Origin of the sequence: Arcicella aquatica (assembly GCF_034928825.1) — a bacterium.
Taxonomy (GTDB): Bacteria; Bacteroidota; Bacteroidia; order Cytophagales; family Spirosomataceae; genus Arcicella; species Arcicella aquatica.
This window is the reverse complement of record NZ_JAYFUL010000002.1, coordinates 1-22,449: the sequence shown is the minus strand read 5'-3', so window position 1 is coordinate 22,449 and position 22,449 is coordinate 1. Positions and strand designations below refer to the sequence as shown.

24 protein-coding genes are annotated in these 22,449 nt (G+C 33.7%); 13 read left to right on the top strand and 11 right to left on the bottom strand.

What is annotated here, in order from left to right; translation table 11 throughout:
- Positions 1 to 127 precede the first annotated feature (127 nt).
- Together VB264_RS02195 and VB264_RS02190 are read right to left on the bottom strand one after the other, a co-directional pair.
- Complete coding sequence (locus tag VB264_RS02195) at positions 128 to 748, bottom strand: hypothetical protein (protein ID WP_323246371.1); 621 nt, start codon at positions 746 to 748, stop codon at positions 128 to 130.
- 66 nt (positions 749 to 814) lie between these two features.
- On the bottom strand, positions 815 to 1,807 hold the full coding sequence (locus VB264_RS02190) for a YHYH protein (RefSeq protein WP_323246369.1): 993 nt from the start codon (positions 1,805 to 1,807) through the stop codon (positions 815 to 817).
- 557 nt (positions 1,808 to 2,364) lie between these two features.
- Between VB264_RS02190 and VB264_RS02185 the strand changes: the two genes are divergently transcribed.
- Positions 2,365 to 2,724 (top strand): bleomycin resistance protein, encoded by a 360-nt coding sequence (locus VB264_RS02185; RefSeq protein ID WP_323246367.1) that lies wholly within the window; start codon positions 2,365 to 2,367, stop codon positions 2,722 to 2,724.
- A gap of 133 nt (positions 2,725 to 2,857) precedes the next feature.
- Here the strand turns inward: VB264_RS02185 and VB264_RS02180 are convergent, their stop codons facing one another.
- From VB264_RS02180 to VB264_RS02160, 5 genes are all read right to left on the bottom strand, one after another.
- Positions 2,858 to 3,262 (bottom strand): putative toxin-antitoxin system toxin component, PIN family, encoded by a 405-nt coding sequence (locus VB264_RS02180; RefSeq protein WP_309912833.1) that lies wholly within the window; start codon positions 3,260 to 3,262, stop codon positions 2,858 to 2,860.
- A gap of 4 nt (positions 3,263 to 3,266) precedes the next feature.
- The gene (locus VB264_RS02175) at positions 3,267 to 3,470 is read right to left on the bottom strand and encodes a hypothetical protein (protein WP_309912831.1); all 204 of its coding nucleotides are present in this window, start codon (positions 3,468 to 3,470) and stop codon (positions 3,267 to 3,269) included.
- A 93-nt stretch (positions 3,471 to 3,563) separates the two neighbouring features.
- Positions 3,564 to 4,043, bottom strand: coding sequence for a 2-C-methyl-D-erythritol 2,4-cyclodiphosphate synthase (gene ispF / locus VB264_RS02170; RefSeq protein WP_323246365.1), 480 nt, complete (start codon positions 4,041 to 4,043; stop codon positions 3,564 to 3,566).
- 134 nt (positions 4,044 to 4,177) lie between these two features.
- Positions 4,178 to 4,951 carry an alpha/beta fold hydrolase gene (locus VB264_RS02165; protein ID WP_323246363.1) on the bottom strand — a complete coding sequence of 258 codons (774 nt, stop codon included), beginning with the start codon at positions 4,949 to 4,951 and terminating at the stop codon, positions 4,178 to 4,180.
- Between the two features lie 379 nt (positions 4,952 to 5,330).
- Positions 5,331 to 6,548 (bottom strand): MFS transporter, encoded by a 1,218-nt coding sequence (locus VB264_RS02160; protein ID WP_323246362.1) that lies wholly within the window; start codon positions 6,546 to 6,548, stop codon positions 5,331 to 5,333.
- Positions 6,549 to 6,809: 261 nt separating this feature from the next.
- Here VB264_RS02160 and VB264_RS02155 point away from each other — a divergent pair, with 261 nt between their 5' ends.
- A complete protein-coding gene (locus VB264_RS02155) occupies positions 6,810 to 8,000 on the top strand; it encodes a Gfo/Idh/MocA family protein (protein ID WP_323246697.1) in 1,191 nt (396 codons plus the stop codon).
- 76 nt (positions 8,001 to 8,076) lie between these two features.
- Here VB264_RS02155 and VB264_RS02150 read toward each other — a convergent pair whose 3' ends face one another.
- The 3 genes from VB264_RS02150 to VB264_RS02140 form a co-directional block, all read right to left on the bottom strand.
- Positions 8,077 to 8,298 carry a hypothetical protein gene (locus VB264_RS02150; RefSeq protein ID WP_323246361.1) on the bottom strand — a complete coding sequence of 74 codons (222 nt, stop codon included), beginning with the start codon at positions 8,296 to 8,298 and terminating at the stop codon, positions 8,077 to 8,079.
- An 8-nt stretch (positions 8,299 to 8,306) separates the two neighbouring features.
- Positions 8,307 to 8,465: a hypothetical protein gene (locus tag VB264_RS02145; protein WP_323246359.1), complete on the bottom strand. Its 159-nt coding sequence runs from the start codon at positions 8,463 to 8,465 to the stop codon at positions 8,307 to 8,309.
- Between the two features lie 85 nt (positions 8,466 to 8,550).
- On the bottom strand, positions 8,551 to 8,823 hold the full coding sequence (locus VB264_RS02140) for a YHS domain-containing protein (protein ID WP_323246357.1): 273 nt from the start codon (positions 8,821 to 8,823) through the stop codon (positions 8,551 to 8,553).
- Positions 8,824 to 9,019: 196 nt separating this feature from the next.
- Between VB264_RS02140 and VB264_RS02135 the strand changes: the two genes are divergently transcribed.
- The 5 genes from VB264_RS02135 to VB264_RS02115 all read left to right on the top strand — a co-directional run bounded on the left by VB264_RS02135 (position 9,020) and on the right by VB264_RS02115 (position 15,798).
- Positions 9,020 to 10,072, top strand: coding sequence for a sensor histidine kinase (locus VB264_RS02135; RefSeq protein ID WP_323246355.1), 1,053 nt, complete (start codon positions 9,020 to 9,022; stop codon positions 10,070 to 10,072).
- A 105-nt stretch (positions 10,073 to 10,177) separates the two neighbouring features.
- A complete protein-coding gene (locus tag VB264_RS02130; protein WP_309912815.1) occupies positions 10,178 to 10,891 on the top strand; it encodes a LytR/AlgR family response regulator transcription factor in 714 nt (237 codons plus the stop codon).
- Positions 10,892 to 11,052: 161 nt separating this feature from the next.
- A complete protein-coding gene (locus tag VB264_RS02125) occupies positions 11,053 to 13,899 on the top strand; it encodes a TonB-dependent receptor (RefSeq protein WP_323246353.1) in 2,847 nt (948 codons plus the stop codon).
- Positions 13,900 to 13,958: 59 nt separating this feature from the next.
- Complete coding sequence (locus VB264_RS02120; protein WP_323246351.1) at positions 13,959 to 14,819, top strand: DUF4249 family protein; 861 nt, start codon at positions 13,959 to 13,961, stop codon at positions 14,817 to 14,819.
- A gap of 7 nt (positions 14,820 to 14,826) precedes the next feature.
- Positions 14,827 to 15,798 (top strand): GSCFA domain-containing protein, encoded by a 972-nt coding sequence (locus tag VB264_RS02115; protein ID WP_323246350.1) that lies wholly within the window; start codon positions 14,827 to 14,829, stop codon positions 15,796 to 15,798.
- Here the strand turns inward: VB264_RS02115 and VB264_RS02110 are convergent.
- A complete protein-coding gene (locus tag VB264_RS02110; RefSeq protein WP_323246348.1) occupies positions 15,795 to 19,013 on the bottom strand; it encodes an efflux RND transporter permease subunit in 3,219 nt (1,072 codons plus the stop codon). The two genes, VB264_RS02115 and VB264_RS02110, sit on opposite strands and share 4 nt — an antisense overlap.
- Positions 19,014 to 19,159: 146 nt before the next feature.
- On the opposite strand from VB264_RS02110, the gene VB264_RS02105 reads away from it, so the two are divergent.
- The 6 genes from VB264_RS02105 to VB264_RS02080 all read left to right on the top strand — a co-directional run bounded on the left by VB264_RS02105 (position 19,160) and on the right by VB264_RS02080 (position 21,851).
- Positions 19,160 to 19,336: a hypothetical protein gene (locus VB264_RS02105; protein ID WP_323246346.1), complete on the top strand. Its 177-nt coding sequence runs from the start codon at positions 19,160 to 19,162 to the stop codon at positions 19,334 to 19,336.
- Positions 19,337 to 19,522: 186 nt separating this feature from the next.
- On the top strand, positions 19,523 to 19,738 hold the full coding sequence (locus tag VB264_RS02100) for a hypothetical protein (RefSeq protein ID WP_323246345.1): 216 nt from the start codon (positions 19,523 to 19,525) through the stop codon (positions 19,736 to 19,738).
- A 20-nt stretch (positions 19,739 to 19,758) separates the two neighbouring features.
- A complete protein-coding gene (locus VB264_RS02095) occupies positions 19,759 to 19,959 on the top strand; it encodes a hypothetical protein (RefSeq protein WP_323246344.1) in 201 nt (66 codons plus the stop codon).
- An 82-nt stretch (positions 19,960 to 20,041) separates the two neighbouring features.
- Positions 20,042 to 20,239, top strand: coding sequence for a hypothetical protein (locus tag VB264_RS02090; RefSeq protein WP_323246342.1), 198 nt, complete (start codon positions 20,042 to 20,044; stop codon positions 20,237 to 20,239).
- A 111-nt stretch (positions 20,240 to 20,350) separates the two neighbouring features.
- The gene (locus VB264_RS02085; RefSeq protein WP_323246341.1) at positions 20,351 to 21,418 is read left to right on the top strand and encodes a hypothetical protein; all 1,068 of its coding nucleotides are present in this window, start codon (positions 20,351 to 20,353) and stop codon (positions 21,416 to 21,418) included.
- Positions 21,419 to 21,428: 10 nt separating this feature from the next.
- Positions 21,429 to 21,851 (top strand): MauE/DoxX family redox-associated membrane protein, encoded by a 423-nt coding sequence (locus tag VB264_RS02080; protein WP_323246339.1) that lies wholly within the window; start codon positions 21,429 to 21,431, stop codon positions 21,849 to 21,851.
- The last annotated feature ends 598 nt before the right edge of the window (positions 21,852 to 22,449 follow it).

The window sequence follows — 22,449 nt, the reverse complement described above, 5'->3', positions numbered from 1 at the left end:
TTGTAACAATAAATAGCCTGTAGCTTCCGCCTCCAAATACCCATTCAAACAATATTTTAGCTTTGCATTAAACAATTAAAATAAGCTTACAGCCATCAATACTACGTCATTGTGTCGGGCGTAATTACTACGTAGTCACACTGTCTAAAGTCTTTTTTTTGATGCTAAAATATATGAATGCAAAGACTGTTAATATAGGAAAAATTAATAGCCAATAATTACTTTTTTTACCTTGCTTTTCTGTAAAAACATGATTGTTGTAGGCTAGGGTAATAGAATAATCATTGTTTTTTTCTAAGATAAAATTCTGTGACTCTTTTGCCAGTGTTATTACTTTCAAAATACAATAATGGTCTTTAAGCGTTTCAAAACCAGACTGTTCTATTTGTAAGTTAGTCAGTTTTTCGGGTAATCCTTCTACCTCAAAATTCACATCGGTTTGATGCCCTAAAATTACTTTTGCATTTTTCAGAATCCCCGTATATTCCTTGTTGGCAGTGATGTTTATTTTCGCAATTAAATGTTCGATAAACATTTTTTGAAACTCATTAGCATTCATCCTATCCAAAGCAAGGGCAGGATGGTTATTTTTAAGCTCAATTTCATACGCACCCAAACTGCAACTTACAATAAGATGCCATTTGTTACCTTGGCTTTGTACTAATGCCACAGAAGAAATCTGAGGATTATGAGCAAAAGAAAGAAGTGACCCTAAAAAAAATAGGGAGAGCAAAATTAATTTTCGCATCAGAAAAAAGTTAGACTATCTATGACCTCCATTTAAGAAAGGTCATAGATTATTATTATGAAAAAACTACAAACTAATTGTCATAGAACCCTGAGCTCCTCTGAAACTATTAATAAAACTATTAGAACCAGCTGCATTGGCATGATAGTGATAACCTCTTTTTGAATCGTAATGACCACCCGAGGCATCTAAATCGGTATATGCTTTTCCAGTTGAAGGGTCTAAGTTTTCAAATAAGCCGTAGCCGTCTATAACGTAGCCAATCATGGCAGCGTGTCCATCACTTTGAGCAACGGTTTTGCTTTTGCCCGTGGCAGCATGATAGTGGTAACCAGAATGAGTGTTTACATGCCCTCCGGCATCATCAAATGGAGCTAAGGTATGGGCACCAAGAATGGCTGATACTGGAGCGGGAGGGTCAAAATTTACGCCATTGAAAGCGATACCAATCACTACTCCCATACCATTTGCAGTAGCGGCTGAACTTAGTTTTACTGGTTTTACAGGAATATAAAATGTTTTTTTAATACCCGTTACATAAGATGGTTGGCATTCTACACAATAATTATTATAAGCAGGGTCAACATCTGGTCGAGCGGCTGCCTCGCAGGAAGCCTTTGAATTTGTAACCTTTATTGTGCCGTCTGAATTATACAATTTCCAGACAGCATCATTATAAAAAGTAGCTAGATTCTTAACAAATGCTCCATCAACGTCATACAATTTACCATTACTAGCCCATATTCCCCCTTTGCTTGCGTCGTCGTTGATATTAGTAGGACACCACGGCCCCATAGCGTGGTCAGAAGGGGTGTTATTTGTAACAATTTTGTAACATTCTACCGATGACCCATCTGATAGTGTTCTGGTCACCTTAGTGATACTTTCTGTTAAACCTGATGCAAGAAAAAGAGTAGGGTCAACAGCTACAACAACATCGTCATTAGTTGTTGGTGTTACAGTTTCAGAATTAGAACAAGCAATTACAATAAATAACCCAAATACTGTCAATAACGTTAATTCAGTTAACGCTAGCTTTAGCTTTGATTTTGTTTGCATAATTAAATTTGTTAATTGTAATGATTATAGTATTTGCCAACTTAGACGTTAAAAACTTTCTATTTCCTTCGGTACTAAGTGAAAATATTTTTCTTTGTGCCAAAAGGATTTTTTTTGCATAAAATTTAGCAAATGTCAGAGTAGATAATTAGGGCAAAATAGTTGTTACAAATAGCCAGTTACCTACCTGATTACTTATGTATCATGAAGGTAAATTTAACAATGCTAATATTTGTGGTTTTGGGTTGAATGGTTCTTTTAATCTTTACCCTTTTGGGAATAAAAAATGGTTGTTTAAAAAAAGCCTAAGGAAAAATATACTATTGAGCAGATTTTAAAGAGGAGATGGCAAGATGTTGAAAGACAGATTCAATGTTTTTCAAGGTGGATTGCTTATAGTTTCTAAAAGTTCATTGACGATTATTCGTGAATCAATTTTAAAAACTTTAATAGTAAAGCAGTACAAAAACGGTAAAAAATATTAGCTTTATATCATTTAAAGCTTATTTAAGGAGCTTTTAAAGTACTAATAGCACAAATACTCAACCATTAAAAATATGCTTACCGACATCAATCCGAAACTTCCTATGCGTAATAAAGCTATTACAAGGGATTTTTATGTAAACCAATTAGGCTTTCAAGAATTTGGTAGTGCTGATTTTGAGGGCTACTTGATGGTACAAAAAGACGATATTCAAATACACTTTTTTGAGTTTAAGGAAATTGATCCCAAAGAAAACTATGGTCAGGTATATATCAGAACAGATGATATTGACAGGTTGTACCAAACGTTTTTAGACACTAAAACAAGCATTCATCCAGCAGGACATTTAGCATCAAAACCTTGGGGACAAAAAGAGTTTTCAATCCTTGACCCAGATAATAATTTGCTGACTTTTGGGCAGCGTATTTATTAATGTTTTGCTGGTTTGCAAGGAATAAGAAAGAATACAAATCACGAAGTAATAAGGGTATTATTACATGGTGAATACTCTTGATAGCTAAAGTCAAGCTTTGCTTAATATTTGAAATAGAGAGAGTAATAATTGTTTAAGCTAATAATTGCTTAAAATTTTCCGCAGTAATTACAGGTATTTTAGGGAAGTCAAGCTTTTTTAGGATATTAAAATGTTTGTCGTCAGTTACAATATAATGGGCATTTCCAACAAAAGCACAATCAACAAATTTATTATCATCAGCATCAGACTGAATGATATTAAGTTGAAAGAATACTTCAACTTTTTCCACATTTGGTAAGATTATTAAGAAGTCAAGGAAGTTTTTAGCGACATCCTTATTGAAAAATTGCGTTATTTTTTCCTCATATTCCAATAGAATTTCTGTACTTACCAATGCTGAGTAGCTTTGTATATACAATTCATCAATCAGCATAGCATATTCAGATTTACTTGAGATAGCTCTTAATATTACATTTGTATCTAATACGACCTTCATACTGCTAATCTACTGCTTGCATTTGAGCATCTGTGTATCCCTTATCTTCCCAAATTTTATCGGCTGATTGACGCACTTTATCCAAGAAAAACTTTGCCATTGTCCTCTTTAATTCTAATAATGTTTCATCGGATACACCTGTTGCATAGAGTTTTAATAGCTCTAATTGAACATTTGAAAGTGGAGGCTTAATTGTTGATTCTGTCATCGTAAATTAATTTTTATTAAAAATAAAACTTTTTTACAAATAGTTGTCTATGGCAGTATTTTATTCTGTTTAATAGTTTCAAATCAATTCAATTTATTCCTTACAAATCAAAGCCACACATTGTGCTGCAATGCCTTCACCACGCCCTACAAAGCCAATGTGTTCAGATGTTGTAGCCTTGATAGCTAAATCTTCTTCTGGTATATTCATTACAGTTGCTAAGCAGGTCTTCATCGCTGGAATATGTGGATTCAGTTTGGGTTCTTGTAAAATCACTGTTACATCAAGATTGTTTACTTCCCAACCTGCTTCACGAATCATTTCTAGTACTCTTTTTACTAAAACCTTAGAATCAACACCTTTATATTGAGGGTCTTTGTCAGAAAAATGATAACCTATATTTCGCATATTGGCAGCCCCCAATAAAGCATCACAAATTACATGACAAACAATATCAGCATCCGAATGCCCCACAGCACCGTGCGTATGTGGAATGATGATACCACCTAACCAAAAAACTCGTCCTTCTTCAAGGCGATGCACATCATAGCCTTGTCCTACTCTTAATTTCATATTTTTAGTTTTGAGCTATAAGCTTTGAGAGATGAGCTTTAGACTTTATTGGATAGAACTGATGGCATGACTTCAAGTCATGCCATCAGTATTAGTAAAACTCATAGCTCAAATCTCACTGCTCAAAGCTGTTTTTACAACTCTTTTAAAATGGCATTCTTAATTAAAAATGGATGTGACCATGGCACAAAATGATTCATGGTATCTATCCTAACAATCTCTACTTTAGCTGAATTGACCAACATTTTCTCAGCAAAATCAGCGTTCTTTAGACTGACCAACATATCTTTTCCACCTTGAATTACGATAACAGGTTGGCGAATATTTTTCCACAAAGGTAACATCTTTTCTAATTCTGGTTTCAAATATAAGATTTCATCGTTAGAAGCACGAAAAGATGCAGGAATTAAAATACTAATAGGTTTAAATGTCATCGGAATCCTAAACCATTTCTCATTAGGTTCCAAGTCTGGCGAGATAGAACCTGCTACAATGATAAGGTTATCAATCAATTCGGGATAATCCATCGCCATTCGGGCAATTATTGGGCCGCCTAAGGAATGCCCAATTAGGATAATTTTTTTTCCAAAACGTTTTTCATGGGCTAAAATCGGTTTTAATAATGCTACTTGCCTTTGTAAAGATTTTTCACCTTCACCTAAATCTGAATCTCCAAAACCAATTCTATCGACCGAAACCATTTTTACTTTTTTCAACAAAGAAGTGTCTTTCATGAAATCAATAAAGGCTGTCCATGAACCCGGAGAACCATGTACAAAAAAAGCTACTGGGAGGCTATCATTCCCAATTTCAGCATAATTCATTTTTATTCCTTGTACATCAATTTGATGTTGTATTGGTTTGTTCTTCAAACCCGAGAAAGAAGTATCTATTGCTTTTTGACTCATTTTGAAGTTAAAGCAAGAAGACAATATTTGTGAGATGACAAAAATGGTGAGATAGACAATGAGTAACCTTTTTCCGATTTTTAGCATTAGTTTCAAATTTATGAATGCATCAATATTAACCTTTTATTGTTACGTAAAAGTCGGGAAAATGACAAAGAAGCTGTTTAGACTTTCCGTTTCTAAGGCGAAAGTATTGTATTATTGAATTGATTTTTTCAAAATTTGGGAAGCATAGCATCGCTACGTTGAGTAAATTTTGGAACAAGCTATTCTAAAAGACTTAGTTTAATCCGAATGGGAAAGTTTAAATAGCTTCAAAGAAAACCCCACAGAATAACAAGTATTTGTGGGGTTTGTTTTTGATATAACGATAAAACTTTTATTTATATGCAGGAGTACGTTTACGCATATAGAAATACAAGCCTATGAATGCAAAAATCAAGATAGCAGGAAAAATCGTCATGTTAACAAGTGTTGCCTGCCCCGCAGTTAATTCAGCAATGTCACCAGTAAGTCCAGCTTCAGCAGCTTTTACTTTTTCGTCATCTATCCAAGAACCAATAATTGGTTGGAAAATAGAAGTAGAAAACATTCCCATACCACCCATAATTGAAAGACCAAATGCTCCAGTTCTAGGTAAGTTTTCAGCTACAAAGCCAATCATTGTTGGCCAGAAATAACATACGCCTACCGCAAAAATTACAGCAGATACGTAAACCATTCCACCTGTTGCTTGGCTCAATAGAATTACACCAATAGTTGTGAATATTGCCGATGCTAATAATACACCTGTCGGATTGATTGAGTGAACGATAGGACCAGCAAAATAACGACCTACTGCCATTAATCCTGTTACTAAAGCCAAGATAATCATTGGACTAGCTCCTGCTTTACCAAGAACTGGACCAATCCATTGCTCAGGACCGAACTCAGAAATAGCTGTTAAAGCCATACAAGCTAGCATGAAAAGGTATAAAGGCGATAACATAGATTTTAGGTTTTCTCCTGTAGATGCCGCACCTTCCTCTACACTAGCAGGAAATGCTTGTCCGAAGAACAAGAATGCATAGCCTACAGCTGGAATCAAAATTGCTCCAATTTGTAATTGCCAACCCATGTTAGCAGAAGTCATGAATTGAGAAAGAAGACTTCCGATTACGATACCGCCAGGAAACCACATGTGAAAACGATTCAACATTTTGGTTTTTTCATTTCCTTCATACATGTCAGAAATCATCGGATTACAAGCGGCTTCAACGGTTCCATTACCAAATCCAACAAAGAATGTTGAGATTAATAAAGTCCAGAATCCACCAGAAAAAATAGTCATAACCAGACCAAGTACGTGGGTAAAGAAGGCTACCCAGATGATTTTTTTAGGGCCAAGTGCATTATATAAAGGACCACCAATAATCATAGCGATTGGAAAGCCCAAAAAAGCCATTTGATTTACGTAACCTAGTTCTTGTGACGAAAGTTGAAATTCTGCACCAAGTTGAGTAAGAACACCAGCGCGGATACCGAAAGCCATTGCAGTGGTTATTAAGGCAAAACAACTTCCTAGGAAAAGCTTGTCGCGGTTAACGATTTGAGACATAGTTGATTAGGGATTAAAAAAGTGTTAAATAAATTAGAAATCTTGGTTTTATGAAATATCATCAGAGAAAAATCTATCAAAAAAACGAATTTTTTTCGAGATTCTCTGTAAGTTCTTATCAGTATTTTTATGAAATTTTGTACTTAGTTTATCACAAGAAAGGATTTAATTAAAATACTATGCGGTAAATTTGTGATAAATAAAATTCATAAATAATTACTTACCGACTGATTGATACGAAAAATGGCAAGAAAAGTTAGAATGGGTATGATTGGTGGAAGCTTAGAAGCTTTCATCGGAGCTGTTCACCGCCGTGGTGCGGCATTGGATGGCGAAATTGAATTGGTTTGCGGAGCATTTAGTTCTGACCCAGCTAAATCAAAAGCGACAGGTGAGGCTCTTTATCTCTCTCCAGACCGTGTTTATGGTTCATTTGAAGAAATGATTTTGGCTGAAAAAGCACTTCCCGAAGGAGAAAGAATGGACTTCGTTTCTATTGTTACTCCAAACCATGTTCATTTTCCTGCGGCCAAGATGGCATTAGAAAATGGTTTTCATGTGGTATCTGATAAACCAGCTACCTTGAATTCAAAAGAAGCCTATTTATTAAAAGATATTATTGAAGAGTCGGGATTGATTTATGCGTTGACGCATAACTATTCGGGTTATCCAATGGTTAAAGAAGCTCGTGAATTAATCAAAGCAGGAGCAATTGGTAAAATCCGTAAGGTAATCGTAGAATATCCACAGGGATGGTTAGCACAATTGGTTGAAGCTACTGGTCAAAAACAGGCTGCTTGGAGAACCGACCCTGCTAGAAGCGGTGCGGCAGGCGGAGTAGGAGACATCGGTACGCATGCTGAAAACTTGGCAGAATATATCACAGGCTTAAAAATCACAGAGATTTGTGCTGATTTAACAATTTTTGTGGAAGGTCGCCAACTAGATGATGATGCCAATATGCTTTTACGTTTTGATAACGGCGCAAAAGGGATTTTACACAACTCGCAAATCTGTAATGGGGAAGAGAACGATTTGAACATTAGAATATATGGAGAATTCGGAGGTTTGAAATGGAAACAAATGGACCCTAACACGTTGATTTTGACTAATCAAGAAAATGGTTCAAGAATCCTTCGTACTGGTGTGGGTAATCTTTCAAAAGCAGCTCAGGCACATACTCGGCAGCCAGCAGGACACCCAGAAGGATACATCGAAACATTTGCAAATATTTATAGAAACTTTACCTATGCACTGAGAGCAAGATGGGGAGAAGAGGCTCAGAAAAATGCAACAGGTGGTTTAAAAGGGGAATCTGCTAGTTCATCGGGATACGACCCAGCAATCCATGATTTTATGGGTATTGAAGAAGGTTTACGTGGAATGGTATTTATTGACACCGTTCTGAAATCAAATGCAGCAGGAGCTGTTTGGACTAAAATGGAAGTTTAGTTTTGTTGGATAACAAAAAACATCCTCTAAAAAATAAATATTTATTTTTTAGAGGATGTTTTTAATCAGAATTCATTTATTGAACCAATTTTGCCTCAAAGTCATGACTCATCAATGTTATTTTTTGTTTCAATAATTTAGCTCGTTCTAATAATAAATCAGCAACTCCTTCTATGGGTTGCTCATTATTTTCTTTCAATATTATATCAACTTCATTACTTAAAGCTTCAATTTCCGAAGGATTTCGAGCATTATCTATCTTTAAGAAAATAGCGCTGAGTTTTTCAAGAGGCTTCATAACAAATATTATTTTTTGAGTTCAGCTAACTGTTTGTTAATTTCTAAGATTAAGTCAAGTAATTCGTCTATTTCGGTTGCCTTAAGAAAGACTTGCTGGCTATTTAAGACTTGCTCATATACTTTCTTTTCAGCCTCAAGCATCATTACTTTTAATTTTTTGTTCATAGATTAAGTAGTACTAAGGTCAGAAACTATACAAAAGAGATGTTAAACAAATATAACAAAATTACTAACACGAATATTATTGCTCTTAATGTTTAACAGCATATTTTTCGGGATTCTTATCAAACATTTCTTTGCAAACTACACTACAAAAACTAACTTTTTTGCCTTGATAAGTAGAAGTATGTTTGGCATCTTTTTCTACATGCATTTTACAAATAGGGTCTTTGCCCTCTTCTAACACTACCTCTTTTTTTATTTTGCTGATGTGTCCCTTAACAACTTTTGCTGGCTTTTCTTGAGAATAGCCGCTATGGACAAATGCTAAAAAAGTAACTGTGGTGATGATTAATTTCTTCATTCCTGTATTTGATTATCGTTTTTACTAAAAAGCATATCTAATTTTCAATGGTCGCTTTTATGAGGTGAATGGTCTGCACAAATTTACGGAATATACCATTATATTTTTTAACAGTTTATCTTTAATTAAATTTGTCTAAGTCTCTCTTTTATAAGGCTTTTTTTAAGGAGTGATTGCTAATAAATGAATGTCTAAAATGACCAAAAATAATTTATCAAAATATCAAATTATATTTCTTCATATTGCTTTTTGGGCTTTTATGCTGGCATTACCGTTTATACTTCAAGCACAAAATGCTGAACCTGCTCGGGCAATTATTCACCGTCCGCCGCCGCCACCAAGGGTATCTATTACTATTTTCTTTGCAGTCTTTACCTTATTGAATATTCCATTTTTTTACCTGAATAGCAATTTTTTGATTCCCAAGATTTTAAAAGTTAAAGGCATTGGATGGTATTTGCTTTCTATTGTTTGTTTGATAGTTGCGGTGTTTTTTCTAAACGGAATTATCAAAAACACTTTTTTTAATGCACGAACAATCCCCAAAACGGGTTTTACCTTTCAATTGCTTTTCTTTTTAGCCATCAGTACATCATATCGGATTGTATCAGATAGCATGGAAGACGAAAAGTCTAAAAAAGAACAAGAAAATGAAAGACTGAAGTCTGAACTATCCTTTTTACGCTCTCAAATTAGCCCGCATTTTATTTTTAATGTATTAAATAGCATTGTTTCACTCTCAAGAAGAAAACCAGAAAAAGTAGAACCTGTAGTCGTAAAACTATCAGATTTGATGCGCTATATGCTATATGAATCTGATGATGCCATGGTGACCTTAGAAAGGGAATATCAATACCTCAGAGCTTATATTGAACTACAGCAATTACGCTTTGGAGACGATATTGCTATTAATTTTCAAGTGGGTGATTTAGATAAGAACCAAACGATAGAACCTATGTTATTGATTCCATTTGTAGAGAACTCGTTTAAACATGGTGTGGGTATGATTATCAATCCAACCATTGATATTGTATTGACCACAGAAAAAAACAGCCTGACATTTGAGGTAAGTAATAAGGTGAATCGTCAATTTCAGGAAAAAAAGGATGATGCTTCGGGTATTGGGCTAACCAACGTAAAACGAAGATTAGAATTACTTTATCCAGAGAACCATCAATTAATTATTAAAGACGAGGCCGATTATTACAAAATAAAGCTCATCATTATTCGTAAAGATGACGATGCTTAATTAGTTTTTGTAATGTTACAATCAACAAAAAGAGTATCTTTGATGTTAGATAAGACATGATTTAATCCTATTTTAGGGGAAAACGTGTAATAAATAAAATTGCTTATGCTTAATTGTATTGCCGTAGATGATGAAAATCTAGCCCTTGATTTACTTGAGGATAATATCAACAAAGTGCCATTTTTGAAATTGGTAAAACGTTGTAAAAATGCTTTTGATGCCATCGAAGTTGTGCAAAATGAAGAAATAGACTTAATATTCTTGGATATACAAATGCCAGGCATCACTGGTGTGCAGTTTTTGCATAGCCTGAAAAATAAGCCGATGGTAATTTTTGTAACGGCTTATAAACAGTATGCACTAGAGGGATTTGAGTTAGATGTGGTAGATTACCTCCTAAAGCCTATTGATTTTGAGAGATTCCTAAAAGCTGTTAATAAAGCTTTTGAACTATATACTTTAAAAAACAAGCCTCAGGTTTCAGAAGAAATTCATGAAGATAAAATCTCTGCTATTTTTGTGAATGCAGATTATTCATTGGTAAAAATCAGGGTATCAGAAATTACTTATATTGAAGGATTAAAAGACTATATTAAAATCTACATTTCTACTTCTACCAAGCCCATCGTAACAAGAATGACGATGAAAGCCATCGAGGAGAAATTGCCAACGCCCGATTGTTTTAGAGTACACAAATCTTTTATTGTTTCGCTTGATAAAATAGAATCTATCAGAAATTTAAAGATTAAAATCGGCAATGCTCAAATTCCAATCAGCGAAAGTTATTCTGAAGGCTTTTTCAAAATCATAGGTCAATAAGTATACACATTTCTCGATTTCATATCAAATCATAGGCTTTTAACAATTTTTAACGCAACTATTCCACAATAATAGAGGTCTATTTGATGTATTCTTAAGTATGTGGCAATTTATGAGAAGATTGCCCTAACTTTGTACTTCGGATTAACCAACTGTATTTCATGAAAAAACTTTTTCTATTAACCACTTTAATACTATTCTCAGTGAAGGTATTTTCGCAGGTTACAACAACTACTGGGATTACTATCAAAGATGAATTCTATAATAATCGCCCCTTAGCTGAAATTCTAGCAGACTTAGAAGCAAAATCAGGCGCTAAATTTATTTATGACCCCACTAAAATTAAAGGTTTATATGCAAGTTACTGGTTTGATAATATGACATTGGAAACTGGAATGAGAGGACTTTTAAAAGGATCGGGTCTGAAATTCTATGTGGATGATAACCAATTAGTGCATATTGTTCCTAAAACACAGAAGGTGTATATAAAGAGTAGCTATAATAGTGGTACTTACTATGGTGGTAACTCAGCAGTGCCTGCACCTGCTATTGCTGATGCTGCCATCAAGGCTCCAAGTACAAATGGTACTACTCCGCAACTTTCTGTTAATCGTCTTGCGATTGAAGCGATTCCACAAACAACTCGCCGTCAGGCTGCTTTAAAACCAGCTACTAAATTTGACTTTACCTTCACAGGTAAAATCCTTGACGCACGTTCTGCTGAGCCGCTTCCCTTCGTGAATATCATGATTAAGAGTAAGAAAACGGGTACACAAACCAACGTGGATGGTTATTTTACACTCTTGAAAGTTCCGACAGATACGACTACGTTAATTTTGAGTTATATTGGTTATGTAACTACTACAATTAAACTTGTTCCAGATGCGCCTATTAGTGGTATTACCATCGAAATGGAGCCTGATAATACAGAATTAGATGAAGTAGTTGTAAAAGGGGAAAAAACGGAGGTATTGAAAGCTGCCGAAACCATCGGTATGTTTAAAATGACTCCACGTAATATTGCTAAATTACCAAACGTTGGGGAAAAAGATATTTTCCGTTCTTTCCAGCTAATGCCAGGGATTAGTGCTGCCAACCAGTCTTCTTCTGGTTTGTATGTGCGTGGTGGTACGCCCGATCAAAACCTTGTGCTTTATGATGGATTTACCGTTTATTATGTAGATCACCTTTACGGGTTCTTCTCGGCTTTCAACTCAAACCCAATCAAAGATGTTCAGCTTTATAAAGGTGGTTTTGATGCCAAATTCGGAGGAAGAATTTCATCAGTGGTAGAGATTACCAGTAAAGATGGTAATAAAAGAGAATTTAACTTTGGTGGAGATTTAAGCTTAATCAGTGCGAATGTATGGGCTGAAGGACCAGTTACTAAAGATAAAAAGATAACTTTCTCAGTAGCAGGTCGTCGTTCATGGGCAGGTCCTTTGTATAATAAAATCTTTAATACCTTTAACTCAAGTACTACCACTACACAAGGCGGTGGTTTTGGCGGAGGTTTCAGGAGTGCGCAGAGTGCACAAACTGCCACATCATATTTTTATGACTTGAATGGTAAAGTGACTTTTAAACCATCTGAGAATGAAAATATAAGTTTGAGTATTTATAACGGAGAAGATTATTTAGATAACTCTCAGAATTTAGGCTTACCCTTTGGTGGTGGCGGAGGTGGTTTTAATAACACCGACCTTTCTAAATGGGGTAATACAGGAACAAGTTTGAAATGGTCTAAAAAATGGAGTGATAAATTCTATACAAACACTTTGATAAGTTATTCTAACTTCTTCAGTGGAAGAGATAACACAAGTGTAAATAGTTTTGTAAGAAATAATGAAACGACTACTGTTAAATTTGGTTCGATAGAAAGTAATGACTTAAAAGACTTTTCTGCTAAAACAGATATTGAATATAACACTTCTAAGAGCAATCAGTTGGCGTTTGGTATCCAAGCTACAAGGCTGAATATTCAATACTCAAATAGCCAAAATGATACAACAGTTATTATTGCTAAAAACGATAAAGGAAGCTTGTTAACAGCGTACTTGCAAGACCAATTAAAATTATTTGATAACAAACTTGTTTTAAAAGGAGGTATTAGAGCTAACTATTTTGATGTTACTGGTAAAAACTATTTTGAACCAAGATTATCAGGTACTTATGCGGTAAACGACCGTTTGAAATTCAAAGGAGCTTGGGGTATTTATTATCAATTTGCGAAACAAGTTGAAAGAGAAGATATTTCTAATGGTAGCCGTAATTTCTGGGTATTGGCTAATGATTCTTATCTGCCAGTTACCTCTTCAACACATTATATATTTGGATTGAGTTATGAATTGAATGATTATCTGTTTGATGTTGAAGGATATTATAAAGATATTCAGAATGATACGCGTTATACGCTTCGTTTTGCGCCACAGATTGGTCGTGGTTTAATTGCTAACGAAACTTTCTTTAATGGTACTGGTAAAGTAAAAGGTATCGACTTTTTGGTTCAGAAGAAGTTCGGTGACTATACTGGTTGGGTAGGTTATACTTTTGCTCATTCGGATAAATACATTGCACAGTTTTCTGCTAACTCATTCCCTTCAAACTTTGACGTAAGACATGAATTTAAGTCTGTCAATATATATAAAATGGGACGTTGGGATCTAGCCGCTACTTGGATTTATGCCTCAGGAAAACCTTATACTTCAATTGTAGGAGGATATACAGTAAAATTACTTGACGGAACAGAAAAAGACTTTACAGACCCATCTATCACTAACGGTAATCGCTTACCAGCATCACACCGTTTAGATATATCGGCTACGTATAATTTTGGACATGGTAGTATTGGTCTTTCAGTGTTTAACGTTTATGGAAAAACAAACGTTTGGTACAAAAAATACCAGACTGTTACAGACGAAACTACAGGTAACAAGTACTTGTCTATCACTGATGTAAATTATTTGGGCTTTACTCCGAATCTTACTTTTAGCTATAAGTTTAAGTAAATAAGATTTTCTTTGTCTCGTAGATTTTGAAGGCAAAGAGGCTAAATTAAAAACGACAAATGAAATCATATATCAAATTTATATCATCAAAAAATAACCTTTTGGCCATCATAATCTTTGCTTCATTGTTAGGGATTGTGGCTTGTGATAAAGATTCCAACTTTATCGAAGGTGGTGCAAGACCCGTTGTTGAAGCGTATTTAGTAGCAGGCAAGCCAATTTCTTTATCGGTGAAAAAAGAAATTGCTTATAATGAAGATACCTCAAATACGGAAGCTCCAATCAATGGATTAAATATCAAAATTTCGGATGGTACCAATACCTATTCGTTAACTTCTAATGGTGCGGGTGTGTACAAATCTGATTCAACGGTGAAATTAAAAGTAGGCGTTACTTACAATTTGTCATTCACTTATAATGGTAATGCTGTAACTGCGAGTACAATTATCCCTACAAAACCTGTTGGTTTCAAAACGGATATTACATCTATCGCAAGAACTAAACTGAACTTATCATCTGGGGGAGGCTTTGGGGGAGGCTTTGATGAGAATACCGATGTGAATTTATCATGGAGTAATCCAAACAGCGATTATCATTTTGTGGTAGTCGATAACATTGAAGCTAACCCTGTGTTGATTATTACCTTGCCAACTACAAGTAATTTCAATGATTTGACAAGACGTTTCAGAAGTCAGCCTGTACAAGGAACTACTACACAGTTGCGTTCTCAGCAGTTTCAATATTTTGGTAAACACAATCTTGTATTATTGAAAGTAAACCCAGATTATGCAGCTTTGTACAATAGCACAGGAAGTACTTCACAAAATATTAGTACGCCACCTACTACCATTACAAATGGACTAGGTATCTTTACTGGAGTAAATGCAGACACATTGGCATTTACAGTAAAACAAAAATAAGCTATAGATGGCTGAATTTAGGACAACCTTTACTATTCCAGTTGTACAAAATAAAATTTCAATTGATTCCCAATTAATCACGCTAGGCTCTTGCTTTGCTGATGTAGTTGGGAATCAGTTGAAAAATAATAAGATTAAAATCGAAGTAAATCCACTGGGGACATTATTTAACCCTCTTTCGATTTTTAAAATCCTCTCTCCAGATTGTCAATTTGCCGACGAACGCTTGTTTGTCGAGCATCAAAAAACTTGGTTTCATTACGATTTTCATTCACAATTCTTTGCTCAATCTAAGGATGTGCTTAGGGATAATATCGACAAACATCTTAAAGGCTTATCTACTCAATTACTTCATACAGATTTCCTGATTATTACCTTCGGAACAGCTTTTATCTACAAGCTTTTGGAATATCCTGCTTATGTAGCTAATTGCCATAAAATGCCAAGTAAATATTTTGAAAAAGACTTACTAAGCGTAAAAGATGTATGTAAAAGTTTTGCTATACTTTATAAGCAATTGAAAGAAATGAATCCGAATTTGAGAATCGTCCTCACGGTTTCGCCAGTAAGGCATACAAAAGACGGTATTTCCGAAAATCAGGTTTCAAAATCTATCCTACGTGCAGCTTGTCATTATCTAACGACAGATTATAGCGATGTTGAATACTTCCCATCTTATGAAATAATGATGGATGATTTGCGTGATTATCGCTTCTATAAAGCAGATTTAATTCATCCGAATGAAGTAGCAGAACAGTATATTTTTGAAAAATTCGCGGACACTTATTTTGGTGAAGAATTAAAGGCATTCGTAGTAGAATGGACTCAAATTAAAAAAAGGCTTGCACACCGTCCGTTTAATGAGCAATCAGATGCACATCAGAAATTTCTAAGCAATCTTTTATCAGATTTAAGCCGAATAAGCTCGACAGTTGATGTGTCAGACGAGATTGAGCTTGTCCAAAAGAGAATTGTTTAATGATGAGTTGATATCATATTATCATTAGAATTAAATTTTAAAAATAAAGGTAGGTAGAAAATAATCCCAATCAGCGATATTATTAATCCTCCAATTGTCCCAACTCCTAAAGCAAACCAAAAAGCTTCATTTTGACCATAAATTAAAAAGGGAATAAGTCCTACTACCGTTGACAAAACAGTAAGCAGTATAGGAATAATTTTATGGTTGAATGCTTTAATATATAATTTAAAATCACTGGTATAAGGGTGCAATCTTCTCAGATTATTAAATTCGGAAATGATAAATATTGCTGCACACACTACATTACCACTCAGTAATACAAAGGAAGCATAGCCCCCTTGGTCAAAATTAAAATCAAACCAGTAAAAGGTTAGGAAAACGCCAATAAACGAAATAGGAATTTGCAGAATCAAGGCAATGGGTTGAAGTAAAGACTCAAAAATAATAGCACAAATAATATAGATTAAAACTATTACCAAGCCCAATAACCAATATTGCTGTTTTGCTTCTTCTCCAAACCAATTATAACCTTGTTTTTTGGCAGTATAACCCAACGGTAATTGCGTTTTTATTTCCTTTAAGGTTTGCTCTAAAAATTTATCTCCAAAAGTTTGACTTCCAAAATACTCGAAACTAATCATTCGTAAATACTCTTGATTCTCTTTATTAATTTCTGGGCTAACTTTCTGTTTTTCTGTTCTTGTAAAAGATGATAGTTTAATGACATTTTTATCAATATTCACTTTTTGATTCATTAACGACCAAACATCAAACGTTTTGCTATCCACTGGCACTACCTTAATCTGTTCATATTCACCATTCATTAATTGGTAAATATCAGGGTTCGACCGCACGTTTTGGCGTTGCAAATAGTCATATACTTCCGCATTGGTTCGTCCATAAAGCGCCAAGTGCTTCGGTTCTGTTTGCAACACAAATTCATATAGACTCTTGTTATTCCAAAAATTGAAACTATTGTTAATATTTACTTCTTGGATTCTTGGGTGGGTTTCTAATCGTTGTTTCAAGATATTGGCTTGTCGTTCTAATTCATTATAGTTGTAGCCCTTCATCAGTACATTAAAGGTTGGAGTACTATTGGCGTCTAAATTCTGACTAAACCCTTGCCCAACCCCATAAATATCCCAATTGATACCACTCATTTCTGTTGATAGGGCTATCATTCTATTTTTTAAAATATACGGAAAAGAACTATTTTCATATTGTGGTTTAAAATAAATGGTCATACTTCCGTTCTGACCATTATAAATTCTTGTAATAAAACGGTCTATTTCCTTAAACTGACCAAGGTAGTTTTCAACGCGTAAATACAAATCATTCATTTGTTCAATTGTAGATTGATTAGGTAAGCCTGCATTGACGTATAAAGAAGTTCGTTCATTTTTTGAATAATATGATTTTTCATAAACATAATTTGCAAAAAGTCTTAGACTCCCTCCAAAGACTTTATTAATAATAGGTTGAATATTTTCTTGGTAGTTTTCACTGCCTATGGTAGCATTGTAAAATTCGGCATAAGGCTTGGTGGCTTCCAACCGATTGGGCAACATAAAAACAGGAAGCCCAAAAGCGAGTATCATCAAAACAAAAGCTGTTTTGCGAAAACGTAAAAAGAATAATACTAAAACGGAATAAATTTTACTGAGTTTAGCTATTCTTTTAAGCTTGTTTGTTTTTGTAATACCTTTACTTTCAATTCTTATATTCAGTCTCTCTATCATGGCAGGAACAAAAAACAAGGCTACCAATAAAGAGATTCCCAGCGTAATAATCATTACAATGGCAAAGTCTAAAAGGTCAATTTTTGTTTCTTCTGGTAAAAACCATATTACCATCAGCCCCGCAATAGTAGTAAGAGTTGCCCCTAACAAAGCCGTGAAAACACTTAGATTTCGGTATCTACGATAGTGGTCAATCATCACAATGGTATTGTCTATCAAAATACCAAGCGACGTAGTAATGGCTGCCAATGAATACAGGTGAATTTCTATGTTAAGGAAATAAAAAACAATAAATGAAATGGCTAAATTGACGGTTAAGCTCAAGACTATCAACATCGTATAAGCCCAACTTCTAGTAGTAAGCCACACAAAAATTAATAAAATCAAGATGGCTAAACCTGATTGCACCCAAATTTTATCCAGATTCTCACGGATATATTCAGTGGCATCATACTCAATATTGGTTTGATACGTTGGGGGCAATGTTTTCGATATTTTCGTCAATTTAGCTCGAATATTCTTCGCTAATGTTAATTGATTCGCTCCCAAATCTGCCTGTATCACTATTGTAACAGCATTTTTGCCGTTTATTCTATAGAACTCCTCAATAGGTCGCTCATTGCGGCTTACTTTTAAAATATCAGAAAGATGAATGATTCTATCAACCTTTTGGCTATCCTTTACTCGTATTGATAAAGCTATGTTTTCTAACTCTTTTACGATTTCATCAGCAGATTTATGAGTTAAATAATGAGATGATTTAGGGGTTAATACCACATTCATTTGTTGACCGTCCTTAGTACGGACTAAACCCAAACTACTTTGTTGATATTGGTTTTTAATAGCATTGACTATTTGACTTTCAGTGATTTGCAAGCTTTCTAATTGAAGTCTATCATAAGTCAAAACCCATTCTTGTCGATTACCACCATAAACATTTACATTATAAATACCCTTTATTTGGGCTAATTTTGGTTTTAGTTGTTCTTCGGCATAAACTTTCAAGTCACTCAAGCTAGTTTGTCCATTAAACTGTAAAGACATCAATGGTTTTTGTTGAGTTTCTTGGTTGGGCGAATTAAGGTTGATAATAGGGTAACTCACCTCCTTAGGCAGTTGTGGGTACAATTGCCTGATAAGGGTTGCTACTTCAAAACGAAGTTGGTCTAGGTTTGCAGATTTATCAATTTCTAACGTAATATAGCCATTGCCATAACTTGAAATAGAACTCAATTTTTTGATACCCTGCAAAGTGCTGAATGCTCCTTCTAGCTTTGCCGTAACCTGACGTTCAAGCACTTCTGGTGAAACATTACCCCAATAATAAGATACATTAATACTCCCAGAACTATTAGAAGGGTTTAGTTGAACAGATAGTTTTGGAATCAAGGCAAAGCCTATGATTGATAACACTACGAAAGCAATAAGAATACCGTAGGATGATTTTGGAGCTTTTGTCTCTTGAAGCATAGTATGTAGTTAGGTTCCGAAAATTGTATTATTCTTATTTTGAAACATTCTTAAATAAAATTAATATTATTTTTGATATTTATCCGCAATTTTCTAACTTTAAATTCATAAATCTACTTAAATCATATAATTTAATAATCTGTAATATGTTAGAGCATACTCAAAATAGACCCATGACACGCCAACAATTGGCTGAGCAGCTCGGAATTTCCACCAAAACACTTACACGGTTTATTCAAAAAGAAGGGATTAATATAAGCCCTCGTTCATTGCTAAAACCCAAATTAGCATCTTTTATCTTTCAAAAATTTCACGAGGCTTAAAAATTGTCTGAAAAAGTCCAATCATGTCCAATTAAGTCCCGTGACAGCTATTGACTTTAATAATTTTAAAGGAAAACTTTGGTTAATGAAAAACGTTTTTCAAAATGCCGAAAGTTTTGAAAGTTTTGACGAAAACATTTCTGACTTGGTAGCGATTTTTTTTATCTAAATAAACAAATTGTCATCATGAAAAAGTTAAAAGTGTTATGTACGATTGTAATATCGACAGGTATTTTTTTTGTTTCCCAGAAAGCAAATGCTTTAGTTGAAGCAGGAGGCACTACAACAATTTGCCCTGGTTCAGGCGTAACTTGTAAAGTTACGACAACTGTTAATGGGAATGAATATACCGTAACGTCGGAAAAAGATAAAGATAAAGGAGCAGTAGTTGTTCAACCATAATAACTTAACAATCAAAGACCATGAAAATTATAAAATTGTCAGCATTACTATTACTATTATCCGGATTTGTATATAATGCTAATGCTTTAGCTGAAGAATCGGGTAGTGGTACAATTATTGTTTGCCCAGGAACAGGAGTTAGTTGTGTTGTAAAAGCTCCTAATGGAACAGTTACTTCTGAGAAAGATAAAGATAAAGCTGCTGTTGTGGTACAACAGTAAATAGTTCTCAGTTTAATACGCTTACTCTTTGACTACAAGGTTAGAAGATATTAATCTAATAAAACTTAAATCTAATATAATAATGAAAAAGAACATATTTTTATTTGCTGTCGTATTAACCTTTTCACTATCCAAAGTATATGCAGTTGTTGAAGAAGAAGGTGGAGGAACTACAACGATATGCCCAGGAAAGGGTGCCTTGTGTAAAAAATCTAATGGCTGGATAACTATTAATGATGAGAAGGATAAAGCTGGTCCAGCTATTGTTATTACTTTTTAATGCTTTAAAAAGGTACGGAGAAATATTGCCGTACCTTTTATTTTAATTCATCACGTTGAGATTATCACATTAATATAACTTAATTAGTCAAGCAAAAACCTTAACCCTAAAATGAAAATATTTCGGAGTATATATACCTACATAATAATTGTAATATTCATAATAGGGTCAATATTTTATTTTAAAGCATCTTATGAAAATAAAATAAAATTGCCTAATGGTTTGAGTATTAAGAAGAGAGTTTTCATGAATGAAAAACTAGTTAAAATAAATGATTTTAACTGTTTAGGGAAAATTATTAGAATTTACAAGTATCAGGGATTTTTATGGTATATAGATTCACATTCACAGATTATTCATAAAATCGATAGTAGTGGAAAAACGGTAAGTACATTTGGAGCTCCTAAAGGAGAAGCACCCTGGGAAAATTCATCTATCTGGTATTTTGATAAAGATGATTCAGAAGAAGGATATTATGTAATAGATAAAACTAAAAATATGTTTAAAAAATTCTCTGATAAGAATCAGTTAGAATATTATTACAAAAGTGATAAAACGATAAGTAATGGAGTAAAATTATCAAGTAACATTTTTCTTTATACAGAAGATACAGGAAAAGACTTCAATTTTATAACATCTGACATAAGAAAAAAAATGAATAGCTCTGCATTTACAATAAAAGATATTGTGAAAAAAGAGTACGGTTATTTTCCCAATAAAAATCTTGATTTAGTATTTGAAGGCAATTTTACCCGAAACAGTAATATGAAAGCTATTTATTATTGTTACAAAGCTGGATTATTTTTTTCTTTTGATACTAATGGTAATCTTCAATATTATGCTAAGACTATTGACAATTTTCCAGTCCCAAAACCTGTTTCAAAGGAGATTATGCCAAGAACATTTGAAGAAACTGTAGAGCCAAATGTTTTTGTGAATTATTCTGGCTGTGTTGATAAAAAAAATATCTACATTTTATCAAATATCATAGATAAATCACATGAAAAAACAAGAATCGTTGATATTTATGATATTATAAATGGTAAGTATAAATTCAGTATATCACTACCAGCTTTAACTGACACTCAAAAACCTACAGAGATTTGTATTGCCGATGATAACATATTAACTGTAATGTATGAAAACTTAACTTTTACAAATTTTAAATTAGTTTTATAGAATTACTTTAATGAAAAAAGTATATATTCAAACGTGTTTTGAAATAATAATTTCTTTATTGTTTGCTTACACTGCAATCGAAAAATTGGTTCATTTCTCTACTTTTCAGATTCAATTTGCCAAGATTCCTTTTGTATTTGCTACAAAGACATGGTTTTTTTCATATTTCATCCTTTTGCTAGAGGCTTCAATTCCCATTCTTTTACTTTTTGATAGATTTAAAAAAATAGGCGGTTGGGTCTCCACCATTTTACTCTCTATTTTTACCTCGTATTTAATAAGTAAAGTAATTTTTAATGATAACAGTGAATGTTCATGCGGAGGTGTATTTAATTCAATTAGTATTGAACATCATATTATCTTAAATGTAGTATTCCTATTTTTATCAATTGCAATTGTTAATTTTAATTATCAACAGCAGCGTGTAAAATAGGTCATGAATTGGGGTGATAAAAGTAGAACAATAAATACTTTAGATTATTATCATAACACAATAAAGCAAGTACCATCAGTATAATTATGATGTATCATCCTTACTATAAGTAAAGTAAGTGATAGTTGTTGTATATGTTCTAGATAAAATATTAAAGTCACAATCAACCATCCCGTGTAATGTGAATGGTTGATTAGTTCTAAATGTTAAAACTTAATTCCAATGGTCTATGCTAACAAAATGTATTTTTTATTTATTACTAGTTTCTTCTTTTTATTCATGCGATACTAAGCATAAAAATATTGAAAATAGTAGCGAATCACAGAACGATATACTTGCTATAAACTATAAAGACTCGGTCTCTATCTCATTAAAAAATGATACTTCTCCAAATAGTATAGCTACATTTCCACTTGTAGCAAATGATACCTCATACCTTTTATTACTAAACAGAGTTGATAATAGTATTAGGTGGTATTTGAATTGGTTTGTTAAGTTATACCCAGAGCAAACTTCGTCCAAATTGGATGTTGTTTTTGTGCTTTTTGAATTGGCGTTAAGTTATCAATACCCTGATGTGGTCGTTGGAAATTATATT

Coding starts and splice junctions, on each gene's coding strand:
- VB264_RS02090 (WP_323246342.1), top strand. CDS start 20,042: ATGAAAAAGAACATATTTTTATTTGCTGTCGTATTAACCTTTTCACTA.
- VB264_RS02195 (WP_323246371.1), bottom strand. CDS start 748: ATGCGAAAATTAATTTTGCTCTCCCTATTTTTTTTAGGGTCACTTCTT.
- VB264_RS02080 (WP_323246339.1), top strand. CDS start 21,429: ATGAAAAAAGTATATATTCAAACGTGTTTTGAAATAATAATTTCTTTA.
- VB264_RS02185 (WP_323246367.1), top strand. CDS start 2,365: ATGCTTACCGACATCAATCCGAAACTTCCTATGCGTAATAAAGCTATT.
- VB264_RS02190 (WP_323246369.1), bottom strand. CDS start 1,807: ATGCAAACAAAATCAAAGCTAAAGCTAGCGTTAACTGAATTAACGTTA.
- VB264_RS02095 (WP_323246344.1), top strand. CDS start 19,759: ATGAAAATTATAAAATTGTCAGCATTACTATTACTATTATCCGGATTT.
- VB264_RS02100 (WP_323246345.1), top strand. CDS start 19,523: ATGAAAAAGTTAAAAGTGTTATGTACGATTGTAATATCGACAGGTATT.
- VB264_RS02105 (WP_323246346.1), top strand. CDS start 19,160: ATGTTAGAGCATACTCAAAATAGACCCATGACACGCCAACAATTGGCT.
- VB264_RS02175 (WP_309912831.1), bottom strand. CDS start 3,470: ATGACAGAATCAACAATTAAGCCTCCACTTTCAAATGTTCAATTAGAG.
- VB264_RS02125 (WP_323246353.1), top strand. CDS start 11,053: ATGAAAAAACTTTTTCTATTAACCACTTTAATACTATTCTCAGTGAAG.
- ispF (WP_323246365.1), bottom strand. CDS start 4,043: ATGAAATTAAGAGTAGGACAAGGCTATGATGTGCATCGCCTTGAAGAA.
- VB264_RS02145 (WP_323246359.1), bottom strand. CDS start 8,465: ATGAACAAAAAATTAAAAGTAATGATGCTTGAGGCTGAAAAGAAAGTA.
- VB264_RS02120 (WP_323246351.1), top strand. CDS start 13,959: ATGAAATCATATATCAAATTTATATCATCAAAAAATAACCTTTTGGCC.
- VB264_RS02110 (WP_323246348.1), bottom strand. CDS start 19,013: ATGCTTCAAGAGACAAAAGCTCCAAAATCATCCTACGGTATTCTTATT.
- VB264_RS02165 (WP_323246363.1), bottom strand. CDS start 4,951: ATGAGTCAAAAAGCAATAGATACTTCTTTCTCGGGTTTGAAGAACAAA.
- VB264_RS02160 (WP_323246362.1), bottom strand. CDS start 6,548: ATGTCTCAAATCGTTAACCGCGACAAGCTTTTCCTAGGAAGTTGTTTT.
- VB264_RS02140 (WP_323246357.1), bottom strand. CDS start 8,823: ATGAAGAAATTAATCATCACCACAGTTACTTTTTTAGCATTTGTCCAT.
- VB264_RS02150 (WP_323246361.1), bottom strand. CDS start 8,298: ATGAAGCCTCTTGAAAAACTCAGCGCTATTTTCTTAAAGATAGATAAT.
- VB264_RS02135 (WP_323246355.1), top strand. CDS start 9,020: ATGACCAAAAATAATTTATCAAAATATCAAATTATATTTCTTCATATT.
- VB264_RS02130 (WP_309912815.1), top strand. CDS start 10,178: ATGCTTAATTGTATTGCCGTAGATGATGAAAATCTAGCCCTTGATTTA.
- VB264_RS02155 (WP_323246697.1), top strand. CDS start 6,810: ATGGGTATGATTGGTGGAAGCTTAGAAGCTTTCATCGGAGCTGTTCAC.
- VB264_RS02180 (WP_309912833.1), bottom strand. CDS start 3,262: ATGAAGGTCGTATTAGATACAAATGTAATATTAAGAGCTATCTCAAGT.
- VB264_RS02115 (WP_323246350.1), top strand. CDS start 14,827: ATGGCTGAATTTAGGACAACCTTTACTATTCCAGTTGTACAAAATAAA.
- VB264_RS02085 (WP_323246341.1), top strand. CDS start 20,351: ATGAAAATATTTCGGAGTATATATACCTACATAATAATTGTAATATTC.